The following is a 15,614-nucleotide window of genomic DNA, read 5'->3' on the forward strand; positions in this document are numbered from 1 at the left end:
ATTAGATATTGTTAAAGCGTTACAATTTAAGGAGGATGCAGCCATGATCTACGAAATTGAAATCGGCACAGAAAAAGGGAAGTTATCTTTAGTTACTCTCGGAGTAGAGAAAAAAGATGTCATTAAAAGCCTGCAGACTGACCGCTTTTTTATTGGCTACACGCATACAGGCCTTACATTTGGGTTAAATGCCAATGAAATCGTGTCATTTGATATTCAAAAAAGAGAAACGGTCTCAAGCATGCTGGCAGCAGCTCTGACAGAGGAATACGGCGAAGAAACTGCTGAAAAGTTTCCGTTTTTGTCTTCGACACTATTAGAAACAGTTTAAACTCGGGCAGAAACAGCGCAGATTAATATCGGCAAACTATATACATAAAGAGAATCGAAGCGAGCTCGGTGCTTCTTGTAAAAAGGGAAGGGTTGAAAGTGGATATGTGTGAGAATCTTTGGACTAGAAAGTATACAGTATTGGATAAAACGCGGGAGCAATTAATCAAGGACCTGGAAATTCAGGCTGCTTATTATCCTTATATAGATGCTGCTAAACAGCGGATTCAGGACACGGGGAAATTTGGACCGGTGCATGATGCAGCAGACCGATTCCTGCAATATTTAGAGGAAGAATATAAGTCTATGGAAACTCAGGCAACTGAATAGACCGGCTGAAGGCGTTTCTATTTTTAGAAACGTCTTTTTCTAAGCACATAACAAAACGCTGTCTATGTATACAGAACATAAACAGCGTCTTATCTTGAATCAAACATATTCACTTTTTTGTTCTTTCCTTTCTTACTAATAACCATTCGTTGCTTTGAATCAATTGATTTCTTTCAATTAATGTCTTGCACGGATTCGATCAGTTTATTCGTATGCTTTTTTGATTTTCCCACATGCCCACATGGTGCGAAAATAGGTTTCACGGGCTATTTTCATCTGCATCATGATCTTAGCATGCTTCGCTCACCGTCGTCATTGGAATCATCCCCTCAGTCAGATTTCCGTTTCCCCGCATATCCACACACCTCAAAATCAGTTTTCACAGGCTGATTTTTTGCCAGATGTGATTCTGATATGCTTCGCTTACCGTCGTCATTGGAATCACGCCTTCCTATGAGTGAGTAAGTTCATCTTAACAAAATTTTTACAATAACTAAACATTCAGAATAATCTGTATAAGGTCAAATAAAGCGATTACAATTAGCTAATCATCCAAATTCTCTGTTTTTCGTAGTTTTTCAAGGTTTTATATTATTTTTCAAAAAATAGTGACCTCCCAAATCGGCAGCACAGAGAACATGTGGTTTAAATAAATCATGTTCTAAATAATCAATTAAAGGTAAGATTCGCACACAATGAGTGGATGCAATTAAAACATCTCACGATCAGTTATCATGTCTTTTGAGAAATTGAAAAGAGCCTTTGATCATCAGCGCCGGGCGCTGAACAATTGATTGCTAATACGGAGAAAAGTTGATAAAATTAACTTAAAATTCAGAATACAATGGAGGTTTTCCATGCCGGCAGAAGCTGCTGTACGTCCCTTTACAGAAAGTGATATTGGAAAAACGGCTTTATCTGAAAGTTTTAAGATTGATCTTCGCACCTATACGGAGGAAGAAAAAGACGAGCTTTTTTCAGCAAACCTGGTTCGGGATTGGTCGCTCCTTACGTGGAAAGACGTTGGAAAGCCATACGAAGTCAAAACATATGCTAAAGATCGAAAGGAATGGGAAAACGAAAATCAAAAGCCGATGCCCGTTCATACATCCTGGCAGTACTTTAATAAATCGTTCCATGAATGGTTTGTAAAAGATGTACCTGAAGAAATGAATGCTTTAAACGATGAACTGAAGAAAAACTTTGCCGCATTCCGCCCAGCAGAGGTAAAGGAAGTTCTCGGTAAATCTATGAAGCTCAGGCTTTGGAATTATATTCACCGCATTGAAGATGGCATCTGGGATCCCCGGGGGAAAAGAGCTTTGTTTGAGGGGCTGCATGTTTCAAAGCCAAGAATTCTATTTTTAGGTGCAGCTGAAGGATATGAGGCGATGCAGCTTGCTGCCATGTATCCGGGCGGTGAAATTGTCATGGTGGACTATGATCCTTTTTGCCGTGACAGCCGGTTTGCCGAGTTTCCTCTGCATTATCCTTTTTTAGGTGAAAACCCCGTGACTGGTGCACCGAAAATTTGGTATAAGAATGATTTTACTATCACTTATCTAGTTGATGACATTCGTAATCTGCCTTTTGGCAAGGAATTCGATATCGTCATCAGTGTTGGGATGATTGAACATTTTCCGGATGAGCAGAAACCAGAATCGATTGATTGGCACAGAAAGTTTTTGAAAGATGGGGGATATGCGATTTTAACAACTCCAAGAGCTCAGCTGAAGTCCAAATTATATTATCAAGTAATGGCTGATGTCATGAACCATACGTACAGGGAATTAATGACGATTCAGCAAATGGGCCTGTATGTTTATGAAAACGGTTTCGATATCCTGAGACATGGTTTTATTAAAGTCCATAACGGCATAATTGCCAGACCGCGTTAACTAACCGTTTGATTATGGCTGAAGATTTCGGCCTTTTTTAATGAGCACATTGAAGAATTTTCGCCTATCATAATTTTCATTCTAAAATTATACTTCTATTCTGAAAATAAGGCATGACCTTTTCTTTTGCAGTACCCATCGATAAAATAAGAGACGAGTTTTAAATCTGCCTTAAGGTGTGATTCTTATTTTCATTCTTTTTATCGCAATGGGACTGCTGATTGGGATTTTATCCGGTTTTTTTGGTGTTGGGGGAGGTTTTATTTTGACGCCTGTCCTGCTGCTGATGAATACAGAGCCAATCACAGCCATAACAATCAGTTTATTATATACAATCGGAACATCGCTTTCGGGAATGTTTGCGCATCTTAAAATGAAAAATGTGAGATGGAAAGAAGCTTTCATTATTGGTTTAAGCGGGATGGCAGCAACACAGGCAGCCAATCCTTTCGTTTATTTCTTAAATCAACATGGTTATGATGATGCTGTGATTCCGCTGGCATATATTTTCCTGTTGAGTTATTTTGGCTGGAGCCTGCTATTTAGGAAGAAAACGAAGAACAGTAAAGGAAAGCCAATTAAGAAATGGGCAATTGTGCTTTTGATTCTTACTGGTGCAATAGGCGGATTTATCTCAACCCTGCTTGGTGTCGGAGGAGGGTTTATCATCGTGCCGCTGTTGATTTCGTTATCCGGTTTTCAGCCAAAAGATGCAATAGGGACAAGTCTTCTAAGTGTTTTATTTATTGTCAGCATAGGCTTTATTACATATTTCGTTAAATCTCCGATTGAATTATCGACTGGGGCTTTTCTGATTGCAGGAGGACTTGCAGGGGCGCAGGCCGGAGCTTTTATGACAGACAAATTTGAACATGCAGAAATGAAATTGCTTCTTGGGATGCTGTATTTTTTCACAGCAATAAGCGTTGGAATGAAACTGATTGGGTTTGAGGTATTGGGAATGGTCATTCTGTTTCTATTTATAGGGTTATTATACATAAGAATGGCAGCGTCCGTTATCACCCGCCTAAAAAAAATCCGTTCTAATTGAGCGGATTTTTTTACATATGCCATACTGGGATTTGCCTTTCTGACTGCTAATCAAACCTTTCCCTCACAACAACACCATCTACAGCTAGTCTTTTTACGTTCCTATAATCATATTTATTGTGTATGCCCCAAATATACAAAGTCAGCTTCGCCCGCTTTGCCTGCTGATAAAAATAAAGATTCAGGCACCGTTTGTGCAGAGTGATAAACTCAATTTCTGCACCTAGCTCGTTTAACTGATGATAGGGAATTGGATAGGAAATGACGAGTCCTTTGTTTATTTGCGGCAGCAATGAGTTTAAAAGCATGATGCTCTTTAGTTCAGTGGATTGTATGGAAAGCAAAGAAAATTCGCGGGGAGAGTAGGCATTTAAAATCGAATCAGTTAAGACTTTTTCAATGCCTGGATATAAAGAAGGGCGTTTTAAATCAATCAGCAGATGATGGTCATTCTTATATTTTATAAATACCTCATCCAGAGTAGGTATTTGCTCACCTTCAAACGATTCGTCATACCAAAAGCCAGCATCAAGATTCTTCAGCTCTTTCAGCGTCAGATCTGCTATTTTTTCATCAAGACCTGCTGTTCTTTTGAGGGAGAGGTCGTGCATCACGATTAAATGTTTGTCTTTGCTCATTTGAACATCAAGCTCAATCATATCAAAACCTTCACGGGCGGCCCTGTCAAACGATGACATCGTATTTTCGGGGGCCTGCGAAGAGAGTCCTCTGTGTGCAATCAGGAGATTTCCGCCTGCAGCTTGTGAATCTGCAGCAAAGGCATAATGTACAATAAAAGAAAGAAAAAAGATGAGGGTCACGAGAAATCTCAGTTAAATCACCCTTTCTTACTGAATTTGAGTCTTTTATCCTACTATATGCCATTAATGTACAAAGCGTTTATGTGAATGTTTCTGCGTCTTTATGAAAACATAAAAGGGTGACAACGTTTTTATAGTATCAAAAATTATATGATTTGCGCATCGTTGGCGAGCAGAAGCGCCTAGATCCTCGGTCAGAACGGATCCGCCAAAAAAGCCGGGACCCGGACTTTTCTGCAGGATCCTTTTCTGCCTGTCGGATCGGGCCTTGGCGCTTGCGCTTTTCTTGAAAGGAGGAACAGTATGGCGCATAAACATCAAAATAGTGCTGAGCAAAAGGCGAAAAAACAGCCTGCGAAGCATCAGGAAGAGTTTTCAGCTGAGATTGCGCATAAAGCAAAGCCGGCTCCTGGACATAAAGAACAAAAAAAACATAAAAAAATCTAGGGATGCAGCGGGGGAGGAGAAACATTGAAAAATATAGCACTTTTTCTTTTTCTATTTTTATTTTTCGCTGTACTTTACCGGATGGATGTCGTTCAGATGCTGGATAATTCGGTTGTGAGAGGTGCAGAAGTATTTCGCAATGACGAGTTTACTTCTTTTTTTATTACCGTCAGTGATATTGGTTCGATAAAAGTGATATATCCCCTCATGATAATCGCATCCATTTTTCTTTTGTTTTTCAGAAAATTTTTGTCTGTTTTCTTTTTATGGGGCACATTTTATTCCATTCGCTTTATTAATGTTGAGCTGAAGGATTTTTTTCAACGTGAAAGACCATCGTTTGATGCCGTCATCCATGCCGCTCATTACAGCTTTCCAAGCGGTCATGCGATGAATTCAACTGCATTTTATGGCTTTCTTTGCTATTTAATTCTTGAGGGCACTTCTGCAAAGGACCACAAAAGAAAATGGTGGATCAGTATGACCGCTATACTGGTAGGATTAATCGGAACAAGCAGGATCTACCTTGGCGTTCATTACTTATTCGATATATTGGCGGGATTTTCGGCAGGAATGGTATGGCTTCTTATCTTAATAAAAATGTATGAAACGATAAATTCTAAAATTGACAAAACTAGACCAGCTTAGATGAAGGAAATTGGAAATTTGCTGTTTTCCATTTAATACATAAGGTGATGGCCAGAAGCGGGACTTAAGCATGGGGTTAAGTAATGAAAAAGGCAGCGATCTGACATCGCTGCCTTTCTTTAGTTTACAGGTTATGGCCAGGCCCATTTTTACGTTTGGCTGAAGTTTCTTCTTTGCCGTGTGCATTTTCCTCTGCTTCAATTGCTTCAGGCGGTATGTGATTGTTCTTTTTCTGTCCATTGATGCGATTGCGGTGTTTTTTGCCCAAAAGTAATCCCTCCTTGTCCATTCTATTTTTCACATAATGAGCGATTTTCACTACAGTAAATAAATTTCATGTATAAGATGCTGGATAAATCGGAAATGTAGAAGGAGAAATGATTTTTTAGCGCATATTATGGTATATTGAAAAAGCACCTTTTTATACATATAACTGGAGGTATGAACAATGAGTGTTCACATAGGAGCAAAACCAAATGAAATCGCAGAATCCATTTTATTGCCTGGAGATCCGCTTCGTGCCAAATATATAGCAGAAACGTTTTTAGAAGATGCAGTATGCTACAACGAAGTACGCGGCATGCTCGGATTTACTGGAACATACAAAGGCCATCGCATTTCTGTACAGGGTACAGGAATGGGTGTTCCATCCATCGCCATTTATGTTAATGAACTTATGCAAAGCTACAATGTTCAAAAATTAATCCGCGTTGGAACATGCGGTGCGATTCAGCAGGATGTTAAAGTAAGAGATGTGATTCTCGCAATGAGTGCATCAACCGATTCTCAAATGAACAGAATGACTTTCGGCGGAGTAGATTATGCACCGACAGCAGATTTTGAATTGCTGAAGCATGCATATGATGCCGGCACTGAAAAAGGGTTAAAATTAAAAGTCGGCAACGTTTTTACAGCAGATATGTTCTATAATGACAACTCCGAGCTTGAAAAATGGGCGAAATACGGTGTTCTTGCAATCGAAATGGAGTCAGCAGCACTTTATACGCTTGCAGCTAAATTCGGACGCCAGGCATTATCTGTGCTTACAGTAAGCGATCACATTTTAACTGGCGAAGAAACAACATCTGAAGAGCGTCAAACAACGTTTAATGAGATGATGGAAATTGCTTTAGAGGCAGCAATTAAATAAAAAGACTGTACTTGACAGTGAAGAATCCAAAAGTCAACTTTTTATTAAAGATTGATCACAATAAAGTTATAGAAGAGAGCACAAAAGAAGCGCGCGAAAATTTTTTCGTGCGTTTTCTCTTTTTTTCGACAAGATCTGCCACAATTGACAGATATAGTTTTTCTCATTTTAGGCAATAGTGATAAAATGAAAGCATGAAAGACATACAGGCAGGTAGGGTGAACTAATTTTGAACTTTAAAAAAGCAACTGTAACAACTATTATCCCAATGGCGCTTTTCCTTTCGGCATGTTCAGGAATTCAGCTGTCAAAGGATCTTAACCCATTTAAAGAAGGACAATCTGAAACTCAGCAGGAAAAACAGAGCGAAGTGGAAGAACCTAAAGAAAAAACCGCTCAATTTCAATTAGAAGAACAGTTTTTCAACAAGATTCAAGAAGTAAATGGAAAGCCGACAATTACAAATCCCGAGAATCGAATGGTTCTCGTGAATAAGGAATACTCTCTTCCTTCAACATATGAGCCTGCTGACCTTGTATCTCCAAAGGTTGAGTTTTCATTCGGAGATACGGATGTTCCTCAGCGTTACATTCGCCAAGAGGCAGCCATTGCACTTGAAAAGATGTTTGCACAGGCGACAAAAGAAGGCATCGAACTATTTGCCGTTTCCGGCTACCGATCATATGAACGCCAAACCGGTATTCTAAATGTTGAGAAAGCGCGAAAAGGTGATGAAGTGGCACTTGAAACAGTCGCACTTCCTGGTCAAAGCGAGCATCAGACAGGACTTGCTATGGATGTTACGAGCAGAAGCGCAGGTATGGACATCACCGAAAAATTCGGGGATACGCCTGAAGGGAAATGGGTGAAAGAGAATGCCCATAAATTCGGCTTTATTATCCGCTATCAAAAAGGAAAAGAAGAAATTACTCAGTTTGCTTATGAACCATGGCATTTGCGCTATGTAGGAGTGAATGAAGCTGCTGAAATCTATGAAAACGATCTGACGCTCGAAGAATTTTTTGATAAAGTGAAGAAAATTTAATGAATTACCCTGATCTTGATCTGTTGAGACCTGATCTGGATGTGATCTTCATCGGGTTTAATCCGAGTTTGTATTCAGCAGAAGTCATGCACCATTATGCAAGTAAAAGCAATCGTTTTTGGAGAATTCTTTATCAGGCAGGAATAACGGACAGGCTATATATGCCCAGTGAAGATGGGGAACTGCTTGAAAAAGGGTTTGGGTTTACAAATATCGTCCACCGGCCAACGAAAGCTGCTGCTGAAATAACTGCTGAAGAATATCAGACAGGCAAAAAAGAGCTTTTGAACAAGCTTTTGTTCTATCAGCCCAAAATAGCCTGCTTTGTCGGTAAAGGTGTTTACTTATCGTATAGTGGAAAAAAGAAAGCTGATTGGGGCCTTCAGCCTGATTCGATTGCGCGGGGCGTCATGGAATTTACAGCTCCTTCTTCAAGCGGTCTGGTGAGAATGAAGCAGGATGAAATCGTCGGCATCTACAAGGAATTAACAAAACTCCTAAAAGAAAAGCAGGCTCTCAAATGAAGAGAGCCTGCTTTTTTGTCATTTCATTTTTTACCAGAAAAGCAACCCGCCTAAAACGATGCCTGTTACAAACGCAAGCCCGATTCCATATGGAGCTCCATAGCCATATCCGCCGCCATAGAATCCTATGCCGTAACCGCCGCGTCCTCGCCCTCCAAAAGGCTGGATGAAGACCTTTTGTCTAGTAACATTCGTGATTCTGCCAACATGCTGATTTCCAAATCGGTCACTGATGCGGACAACTTTTCCATGATACTGACAGCAAAGATTATAATAATTTTGAGACAAATTTTTTTCCTCCCTTCAACCTGCTTCTTCATAAACTATGAAAAAAAGGAAAGAAGGGTTTGTACGAATACCCCGATAGGCTCTATTTCATACATCTGAAAATGCGGAATTGAACAGCTTGATGATAGCCTTCCCGCAATTTTTCATGCTCAGCAAGCATATCAAAGTACACGGAATCCAGGTTTTCTGACATATCAAATTCTGTGGCTGGTTCATCTTCTTCTATAATATAGTCATGTTCTGTGCGTACTTCAACTTTTTGAAAGCCTGCTGTTTTAAATGCAGACTTCCACTCCTGTTCATTAAAAAGATGATGAAATCCGTAAAATGACTGGATTTTTTCTATTAATTTGCGGTCAGGCTGGTCTGCTCGTGTTACTTCAATCGAAAGCAGAACGCCGTTATCCTTCAGCACACGGTTCAGCTCACTCAATGACTCAGCAGGATTTGTAAAGCTTAATACAGACTCGCAAAAAATGAAATCAAATTGATTGTCTTTAAATGGAAGCTTCTCTAATGATCCTTGAACAAGGCAAGTATCTTCTTTTAATCTGTTTTTGGCTTTTAATAGCATAATGGGATCAATATCTAAACCGGTCACATCATAATTCAGCGATTTCAGAAACTGCATGGTTTGGCCAGTGCCGCAGCCAGCATCAAGAATGGATGATGATTCAGGAATCATTTCAAGCTGTGTAATTTCTTTTGTCAGCATAAAGCCGCCGGGATGGGCCCCACCAACTCCAAGATGTGCCAGTAAATCAAGATAACCAGGCATTTGCATGAACTCCTTTCAAACTAAATTATGCTGATTTTGCATATCCGGTGAAGCGGGATACCCTGATTTGTCCGAAAATCTAAACAAGAAAGAGATATAATAAAAACAGGAAGAATGGTTTTCGCTTAATAGTAAATACTGTTTGAGGGAACCTGTGATTCGCTGAATTCTAAGTTGCTTAGGAATTCATAAAAGCCCGGCGGTTTGATCCTCTGTCAGAACGTATCCGCTTTGTTCTTGACGTTTTTGTGTTCGTTACTCATAATGATTACATAATGAGGGTGGTGTTAAATTGTTTAAAAATAACAATGTGAAATTTCTGTTTGCAATCCTTTTAACTGCCATCATTAGCGCAGGTATAACGTTTGCGGTCGTTCAGAAAGACAGCGGCCTGAGTCAGGCAGAGGGGAAAAGCAATGACCCCTTTGAAAAGCTTTATTCTACATACGACACGCTTAAAGGCGAATTTTATCAGGATACAAATCAGGAAAAACTCGTAGACGGCGCAATTAAAGGAATGCTTCAATCTTTGGATGATCCATATTCAACTTATATGGACGAAGAGGAAGCAAAGGGTTTCAATGAGAATATTTCATCTTCTTTTGAAGGAATTGGTGCTGAGGTTCAGGAATCTGATGGGAAAATTATGATCGTTTCTCCCATTAAAGGTTCACCGGCTGAAAAAGCTGGATTAAAGCCAAAAGACAAGATTTTGAAAGTTGATGACAAAAGCGTTGAAGGCATGACGGTAAACGAAGCTGTTATGCTGATTCGCGGAGAAAAAGGTTCAAAGGTTCAGCTTGTTATTGAACGTGATGGTGTGGGAGAGCTTGATTTTAATCTGACAAGAGATACCATTCCTCTGGAGACTGTTTATACAGAGGTTGAAAACGGTATAGGCAAGGTCCAGATTACGAAGTTTTCAGAAACGACCGGAAAAGAACTTGCTGATGCTTTAAACGAGCTGAATGAGCAGGAAGTTAAGGGGCTTGTGCTTGATTTAAGACAAAATCCCGGCGGTCTGCTTGATCAGGCGATTGCAATGAGTGATATTTTCGTCCCTAAAGGAAAAACCATCATGCAAATTGAAAACAAAGATGGTTCAAAAGAAGTTCAAAAATCACAAAATGATTCAGCTGTGAATGTACCGGTTGTCGTTGTTGTAGATAATGGAACCGCAAGTGCTGCTGAAATTATGGCCGGTGCTTTGCATCAGTCAGCCGGCATTCCAATTGTCGGTGAAAAAACGTTTGGAAAAGGGACAATCCAAACAGCAAAAAGCTTTGAGGACGGATCCTCAATTAAATACACGATTGCGAAATGGCTGACGCCAGACGGATCATGGATTCATAAAAAAGGGATCGAGCCGCAGTATAAAGCTGCACTCCCGGCATACGCAAATCTTCCATATTTAAATCCGGACAAAGAATTAAAACAGGGAGATTCATCTGCTGAAGTAAAAGTTGCTCAGCAAATGCTGCAGGCATTAGGATACAAAAATGTAAAAACAGATGGATTTTATGAAGAAACAACAAAACAGGCTGTCACTGAATTCCAAACAAAAAACAGCCTGAAGACGACTGGATCAATCAGCGGAGAAACAACAATCAAAATGCTTGAAACACTCCAGGCGCAGCTGAAAGAAAATGATACTCAGATGGAAGAAGCCATCAAAGTATTGAATGAACAGATGTAGAGAATAGGTTTTAATAGGGGCTGTCCATAAAGTCATTTTTACTGACTTATTGGGCAGCCCCTTCTTTTGGGACCTTGCCCCGTCAAAAGTAGCAGCACTTAGAAGAGTGCCGCCAGTTTTTAAGCTTTGAACCGTCAATAGTGGTGATACTAATGGGACTGACCCCATAAATATTTCACAGAAAAAAACATTCAAAGATTTATTGAACAACACTTTTTTCCATATTAAGGAGTTTTTTCTTTTCTATGAAGGGTATAGTAATAATGGAAATCAACCTGTTATAAGTTGACTTTAGATTTGGGACAACTTATAATTAATTTGAATTCGAGATATATTGATTAAAGATAGTTGTTCTTGAAAAAAGTACATTACACGAGGAGAGATCGGAATGTCAAATGTAAAATTAGCTGTCATTTACTACAGTTCTACAGGCACGAACCACAAGCTTGCAGCTTGGGCTGAAGCTGGAGCAAAAGAAGCTCTCGCCGAGGTAAAAGTCCTTAAAGTTCCTGAACTTGCACCACAATCTGCGATTGATTCAAATCCTGCATGGAAAGCACACCTTGAAGCTACGAAAGATGTTCCTGAAGTGACATTAAATGATTTGGAATGGGCAGACGCCATCATTTTCAGCGTCCCGACTCGATTTGGTAATGTTCCTGCACAAATGAAGCAGTTTCTGGATACAACCGGAGGCTTGTGGTTCCAAGGGAAACTTGCGAATAAAGTAGTGAGTGCCATGGCTTCTGCAAGCAATCCGCACGGCGGACAGGAAGCAACAATCTTAAGTTTGTACACAACGATGTATCACTGGGGAGCGATTGTAGCCGCACCAGGCTACACAGATCAATCTCTATTTGAAGCAGGGGGAAATCCTTACGGTACTTCTGTCACAGTTGATCAGGACGGAAATTTAAAAGAAAATGTTGAAGCCGCAGTCAAGCATCAGGCTAAACGGACTGTTACGATTGCAGAATCCATTAAAAAAGGCATGCAATAAAAAATAAAAAAAGGGTTTGGCTTACAAGCCAAACCTTTTGATTTAATATAGGAGCGATCAAGCATGAAACACATTTTTGAAAAAGGCAAAAACCGAAACCGTACATTACTGCTGCTGCATGGAACAGGAGGGGATGAAAATGATCTCATTCCGCTTGCAAAGCATATTGATGCAGATGCCAATATTTTAAGTGTAAGGGGAAACGTTCTTGAACATGGAATGCCCCGCTACTTCAAAAGATTGGCGGAAGGTGTATTTGATGAAGAGGATCTGATTTTCAGAACAGGTGAATTAAATGACTTTTTAACGGAAGCGGCTGAAAAGTATTCCTTTGACCGCTCAGAACTGGTTGCAGTTGGCTATTCAAATGGTGCAAATATCGCAGGAAGCCTGCTTTTCCATTATGAAAACCCTTTGAAAGCAGCCATTCTTCATCATCCGATGGTGCCGAGAAGAAATATCGAAATTCCCGCGTTAAGCGGGACACCTATTTTTATCGGAGCAGGTATGAACGATCCGATTTGCCTGCCTCAGGAAACACATGATCTTGCCGATATTCTGAAAGCAGCGGGTGGGGAAGTAGTCATCCATTGGGAAAACCACGGACATCAGCTCACCTCATCAGAAGTAGAGGCTGCATCTGCCTGGTACAATGAGAAATTAAAGTAAAGTCTTCAGCAAAAAGGAGCGCAGGTTAGGCGCTCCTTTTTTGCTGTGATATGCGGTTCCGCTTTTCTAATTACTGAGCAGTATACCCGCCATCAAGCAATACAGCTTGGCCTGTTACACCTTTGGCTTTTTCGCTTGCCAGGAAGACAGCGTAGTCAGCAATTTCATCAACTGAGAGAAGGCGTTTTTGCGGTACGAGAGGGTAGATGACCTCTTCTAGCACTTTTTCAAGGTCTACATTTCTTGTTTTAGCAAGATCCTGTAATTGGTTGCGCACAAGCGGTGTGTCAACGTAGCCAGGGCATAGGGCATTAACGGTAATTCCGTCAGCTGCTCCTTCAAGCGCTGAAACCTTTGTTAAGCCGATGACGCCGTGTTTTGCGGAGTTATAAGCTGCTTTTCCTGCAAAGCCGATGACGCCATTGATGGAAGCCATATTGATGATCCGGCCGTATTTTTGTTTTTTCATGTGAGGAAATACATGTTTTGTAGCAAGAAATGGTGCTGTCAGCATGATCTTAATTAAAAGTTCGAATTTTTCTGTCGGGAATTCTTCAATAGGAGAAACATACTGAAGGCCAGCATTATTAATCAAGATATGAAACTCTCCGAAATGAGCAATTGTATCATCAATGGCTTTTTTGATTTCTTCTTCACTTGTTACGTCGCATTTCAGTCCGAGTGTATCATAGCCTTTTTGTGCAAGCTGGTCAGCCGCTTTTTTTACGCCTTCTTCATTTACATCAGTAAGAACAACTTTTGCTCCATTTTCTGCAAAGCGTTCACCTACTTCATAACCAATGCCTTGTGCTGCTCCTGTAATAAAAACGACTTTATCTTTTAACATAATAAAAATCTCCTTTTTCGATTTAATAAATGCCAAGTGATGCGAGGATGATGGCTGAAATGACGGCGATAATCGGAATGATCAGACCGACTACAGCAACGTCTAAGTATGTTTGTTTATGCTTAAGTCCCGTTACAGCAAGAAGGGTGAGCAGTGCCCCGTTATGCGGCAGAATCGATGCCCCTGATGCAACGGCTGCTATACGATGAAAGGCTTCAGGAGATATTCCTGTGCTTTTTGCCAGTTCCATATATTGACCTCCGAGCGCTTCTAATGCAATTCCCATACCGCCTGAAGCTGATCCTGTGATGCTTGCCAAAAGCTGAACGGCAATTGCTTCTGAGATTAGGGGATTGCCTTTAACACCCAATATTAAATCTGTCAGCTGTTCAAAACTCGGCACAGCGGTTACAACCGCTCCAAAACCAACGGCTGCACTCGTATTGACGATCGCCATAACGGATCCTGCGGCGCCGCCGTTTATCGATTTGATGAACGTTTTAAACTTGTTAATGCTAAGCAGCATGATAGAGAGTATTCCAATAACCAGAGCCAGCAGAATATCAAGCTTGAACACATTCAAAACGACAACAACCACGATAAGAGGGATGATTGACAGATACGCATTAGGCAGAGCAGCAGGATCGATGTCCTTCACTTCATCGCCGCCTTTGGGTTCAGTGAACTTTTCGCCTTTGCTATGTAATTTCTTTCCTCGCCATGCTAGATAAAAGTATCCGCCGACGGCCATAATCAATCCTGAGACAATTCCCATAATCGGACCGGCAGTAGGGGTCGTCCCAAAATAGTCCGTTGGAATAATATTTTGAATCTGCGGAGTACCGGGAAGTGCCGTCATTGTAAAGGTAAAAGCGCCCAGTACAATTGTAGCTGGAATCAGGTTTCGCGATACATCTGCAGACCTGAAAAGGGCAATCGCAAGCGGATAGATTGCAAAAACAACAACGAATAGGCTTACACCGCCGTATGTAAGGACTGCCGCTCCAGCCAGAACGCCAAGAACCGCTCGTTTTTTCCCGATGAACTGGGTAATCTTAAATGCAACCGATTGCGCCATTCCCGTTTCTTCCATTAATTTTCCGAAGATTGCTCCAAGAAGGAAGATCGGAAACCATTTCAGAGTGAACTCAACAAATCCCGTCATATACGTTTCTGTATAAGCCGGAAGGAGTTCAATGCCCTCAAGTGCTGCTACAATTAGAGCGATTAGAGGGGCAATCCAGATGATAGACCAGCCCAGATAGGCAAGCGCCATCAGTAAAACTAAACCGATAATGATGTTTATCATGCTGCTTAAGCTCCTTTAGTAGATTTACCTAGGCTTAATTTCCCCTAAAGAAACTAAATAAAACAAAACCGGCAAAGATTTTCCTTTGCCGGGGTAAAAGATTATAGGAATGTGCTTAATTCATCGATGCTGATGCGAGAGCTTTGGTGTGCAGGTTTTGCCGCTTTTCCGATTGAGATAAGCATAACTGGGACAAAACGATCTTCAATTTTAAATGTTTCAGATAATTGCTGAGCATTAAAACCGCCGATAGCACAAGTATCGTAGCCTTTAGCTTTAGCTGTAAGCATTAGCTGCATAGCTGCAAGTGAAGCGTTGCTGAAAGCTGCGTCGCGTGCAAAAACAGGGTTTTGATATGCGCCATTGATTTGCCCTGCTAATGTGTCTTTGATTTCTTCTTTCATAAAACCAGCTTCTACAAGAGGGCTATAAACTTGGTCTGTATTTTTGTTTGCTTCAAGATCGCCTAAAATGGCAACTACCGCTGACGCTTCAGTAATTTGGCTTTGGTTATAAGCAATGGGAAGAAGTCTTTCTTTAGACTCGTCACTGTGGAAAACCATGAAGTTCCAGTGCTGCAGGTTCCAAGCAGATGGAGCCTTGCCTGTGAGCTCTAGAATTTCTTTAAGATCATCCTTGCTTATTTTTGCAGATGGATCATATTTGCGCACAGAGCTGCGTTCAGACATAATAGATAAGATACTTTCAGTAGTTGCTGTTGACATTGTGAAAACCTCCATTGTTGAATATCGTTTACAAATAAGGTATAATATACAAAAAGTTA

The 15,614-nt window shown here is 40.6% G+C and carries 19 protein-coding genes; 12 read left to right on the forward strand and 7 right to left on the reverse strand.

Annotation, left to right across the window (positions count from 1 at the left end):
* The first annotated feature begins 43 nt into the window (after positions 1–43).
* The 4 genes from E2R53_RS05315 to E2R53_RS05330 all read left to right on the forward strand — a co-directional run bounded on the left by E2R53_RS05315 (position 44) and on the right by E2R53_RS05330 (position 3,609).
* The gene (locus E2R53_RS05315) at positions 44–331 is read left to right on the forward strand and encodes a hypothetical protein (RefSeq protein ID WP_133310718.1); all 288 of its coding nucleotides are present in this window, start codon (positions 44–46) and stop codon (positions 329–331) included.
* 98 nt (positions 332–429) lie between these two features.
* Positions 430–660 carry a hypothetical protein gene (locus E2R53_RS05320; protein WP_133310719.1) on the forward strand — a complete coding sequence of 77 codons (231 nt, stop codon included), beginning with the start codon at positions 430–432 and terminating at the stop codon, positions 658–660.
* Positions 661–1,517: 857 nt separating this feature from the next.
* The gene (locus E2R53_RS05325; protein ID WP_133310720.1) at positions 1,518–2,558 is read left to right on the forward strand and encodes a class I SAM-dependent methyltransferase; all 1,041 of its coding nucleotides are present in this window, start codon (positions 1,518–1,520) and stop codon (positions 2,556–2,558) included.
* Between the two features lie 208 nt (positions 2,559–2,766).
* On the forward strand, positions 2,767–3,609 hold the full coding sequence (locus E2R53_RS05330) for a sulfite exporter TauE/SafE family protein (RefSeq protein ID WP_133311169.1): 843 nt from the start codon (positions 2,767–2,769) through the stop codon (positions 3,607–3,609).
* Positions 3,610–3,655: 46 nt separating this feature from the next.
* Here the strand turns inward: E2R53_RS05330 and E2R53_RS05335 are convergent, their stop codons facing one another.
* Entirely contained in the window at positions 3,656–4,429 is a 774-nt protein-coding gene (locus tag E2R53_RS05335) for a glycerophosphodiester phosphodiesterase (protein WP_133310721.1), read from the reverse strand.
* A gap of 303 nt (positions 4,430–4,732) precedes the next feature.
* On the opposite strand from E2R53_RS05335, the gene E2R53_RS23135 reads away from it, so the two are divergent.
* Positions 4,733–4,876, forward strand: a complete 144-nt coding sequence (locus E2R53_RS23135) for a hypothetical protein (protein ID WP_154319387.1) — start codon at positions 4,733–4,735, stop codon at positions 4,874–4,876.
* A 24-nt stretch (positions 4,877–4,900) separates the two neighbouring features.
* A complete protein-coding gene (locus E2R53_RS05340) occupies positions 4,901–5,524 on the forward strand; it encodes a phosphatase PAP2 family protein (protein ID WP_133310722.1) in 624 nt (207 codons plus the stop codon).
* 124 nt (positions 5,525–5,648) lie between these two features.
* Here E2R53_RS05340 and E2R53_RS23140 read toward each other — a convergent pair whose 3' ends face one another.
* Positions 5,649–5,792, reverse strand: a complete 144-nt coding sequence (locus E2R53_RS23140; RefSeq protein WP_165970898.1) for a hypothetical protein — start codon at positions 5,790–5,792, stop codon at positions 5,649–5,651.
* A gap of 180 nt (positions 5,793–5,972) precedes the next feature.
* On the opposite strand from E2R53_RS23140, the gene deoD reads away from it, so the two are divergent.
* The 3 genes from deoD (at position 5,973) to E2R53_RS05355 (ending at position 8,243) form a co-directional block, all read left to right on the forward strand.
* Positions 5,973–6,674, forward strand: coding sequence for a purine-nucleoside phosphorylase (deoD, locus tag E2R53_RS05345; RefSeq protein WP_133310723.1), 702 nt, complete (start codon positions 5,973–5,975; stop codon positions 6,672–6,674).
* Between the two features lie 268 nt (positions 6,675–6,942).
* Positions 6,943–7,719 carry a M15 family metallopeptidase gene (locus tag E2R53_RS05350; protein ID WP_133311170.1) on the forward strand — a complete coding sequence of 259 codons (777 nt, stop codon included), beginning with the start codon at positions 6,943–6,945 and terminating at the stop codon, positions 7,717–7,719.
* On the forward strand, positions 7,719–8,243 hold the full coding sequence (locus E2R53_RS05355; protein WP_133310724.1) for a mismatch-specific DNA-glycosylase: 525 nt from the start codon (positions 7,719–7,721) through the stop codon (positions 8,241–8,243). The genes E2R53_RS05350 and E2R53_RS05355 overlap by 1 nt, the downstream gene beginning before the upstream one ends.
* A 30-nt stretch (positions 8,244–8,273) precedes the next feature.
* Here the strand turns inward: E2R53_RS05355 and E2R53_RS05360 are convergent, their stop codons facing one another.
* Positions 8,274–8,531 (reverse strand): hypothetical protein, encoded by a 258-nt coding sequence (locus E2R53_RS05360; RefSeq protein ID WP_070875952.1) that lies wholly within the window; start codon positions 8,529–8,531, stop codon positions 8,274–8,276.
* 82 nt (positions 8,532–8,613) lie between these two features.
* A complete protein-coding gene (locus E2R53_RS05365; RefSeq protein WP_165970899.1) occupies positions 8,614–9,309 on the reverse strand; it encodes a class I SAM-dependent methyltransferase in 696 nt (231 codons plus the stop codon).
* Between the two features lie 292 nt (positions 9,310–9,601).
* On the opposite strand from E2R53_RS05365, the gene E2R53_RS05370 reads away from it, so the two are divergent.
* From E2R53_RS05370 to E2R53_RS05380, 3 genes are all read left to right on the forward strand, one after another.
* A complete protein-coding gene (locus tag E2R53_RS05370) occupies positions 9,602–11,005 on the forward strand; it encodes a S41 family peptidase (protein ID WP_286166078.1) in 1,404 nt (467 codons plus the stop codon).
* Positions 11,006–11,393: 388 nt separating this feature from the next.
* Complete coding sequence (gene wrbA / locus E2R53_RS05375; RefSeq protein WP_133310726.1) at positions 11,394–12,005, forward strand: NAD(P)H:quinone oxidoreductase; 612 nt, start codon at positions 11,394–11,396, stop codon at positions 12,003–12,005.
* 63 nt (positions 12,006–12,068) lie between these two features.
* Positions 12,069–12,674 (forward strand): alpha/beta hydrolase, encoded by a 606-nt coding sequence (locus E2R53_RS05380; RefSeq protein WP_133310727.1) that lies wholly within the window; start codon positions 12,069–12,071, stop codon positions 12,672–12,674.
* A gap of 70 nt (positions 12,675–12,744) precedes the next feature.
* Here the strand turns inward: E2R53_RS05380 and E2R53_RS05385 are convergent, their stop codons facing one another.
* The 3 genes from E2R53_RS05385 to E2R53_RS05395 form a co-directional block, all read right to left on the reverse strand.
* Positions 12,745–13,521: a 3-hydroxybutyrate dehydrogenase gene (locus E2R53_RS05385; protein WP_133310728.1), complete on the reverse strand. Its 777-nt coding sequence runs from the start codon at positions 13,519–13,521 to the stop codon at positions 12,745–12,747.
* A 22-nt stretch (positions 13,522–13,543) separates the two neighbouring features.
* Positions 13,544–14,830, reverse strand: a complete 1,287-nt coding sequence (locus E2R53_RS05390) for a GntP family permease (protein WP_133310729.1) — start codon at positions 14,828–14,830, stop codon at positions 13,544–13,546.
* Between the two features lie 101 nt (positions 14,831–14,931).
* Positions 14,932–15,555, reverse strand: coding sequence for a nitroreductase family protein (locus tag E2R53_RS05395; RefSeq protein ID WP_133310730.1), 624 nt, complete (start codon positions 15,553–15,555; stop codon positions 14,932–14,934).
* Positions 15,556–15,614 lie beyond the last annotated feature (59 nt).

It is taken from the genome of Peribacillus frigoritolerans (genome assembly GCF_004358755.1).
Lineage (GTDB): Bacteria > Bacillota > Bacilli > Bacillales > Bacillaceae > Bacillus_P.

Coding starts and splice junctions, on each gene's coding strand:
- E2R53_RS05315 (WP_133310718.1), top strand. CDS start 44: ATGATCTACGAAATTGAAATCGGCACAGAAAAAGGGAAGTTATCTTTA.
- E2R53_RS05325 (WP_133310720.1), top strand. CDS start 1,518: ATGCCGGCAGAAGCTGCTGTACGTCCCTTTACAGAAAGTGATATTGGA.
- E2R53_RS05330 (WP_133311169.1), top strand. CDS start 2,767: ATGGGACTGCTGATTGGGATTTTATCCGGTTTTTTTGGTGTTGGGGGA.
- E2R53_RS23135 (WP_154319387.1), top strand. CDS start 4,733: ATGGCGCATAAACATCAAAATAGTGCTGAGCAAAAGGCGAAAAAACAG.
- deoD (WP_133310723.1), top strand. CDS start 5,973: ATGAGTGTTCACATAGGAGCAAAACCAAATGAAATCGCAGAATCCATT.
- E2R53_RS05350 (WP_133311170.1), top strand. CDS start 6,943: ATGGCGCTTTTCCTTTCGGCATGTTCAGGAATTCAGCTGTCAAAGGAT.
- E2R53_RS05355 (WP_133310724.1), top strand. CDS start 7,719: ATGAATTACCCTGATCTTGATCTGTTGAGACCTGATCTGGATGTGATC.
- E2R53_RS05365 (WP_165970899.1), bottom strand. CDS start 9,309: ATGCCTGGTTATCTTGATTTACTGGCACATCTTGGAGTTGGTGGGGCC.
- wrbA (WP_133310726.1), top strand. CDS start 11,394: ATGTCAAATGTAAAATTAGCTGTCATTTACTACAGTTCTACAGGCACG.
- E2R53_RS05380 (WP_133310727.1), top strand. CDS start 12,069: ATGAAACACATTTTTGAAAAAGGCAAAAACCGAAACCGTACATTACTG.
- E2R53_RS05385 (WP_133310728.1), bottom strand. CDS start 13,521: ATGTTAAAAGATAAAGTCGTTTTTATTACAGGAGCAGCACAAGGCATT.
- E2R53_RS05390 (WP_133310729.1), bottom strand. CDS start 14,830: ATGATAAACATCATTATCGGTTTAGTTTTACTGATGGCGCTTGCCTAT.
- E2R53_RS05395 (WP_133310730.1), bottom strand. CDS start 15,555: ATGTCAACAGCAACTACTGAAAGTATCTTATCTATTATGTCTGAACGC.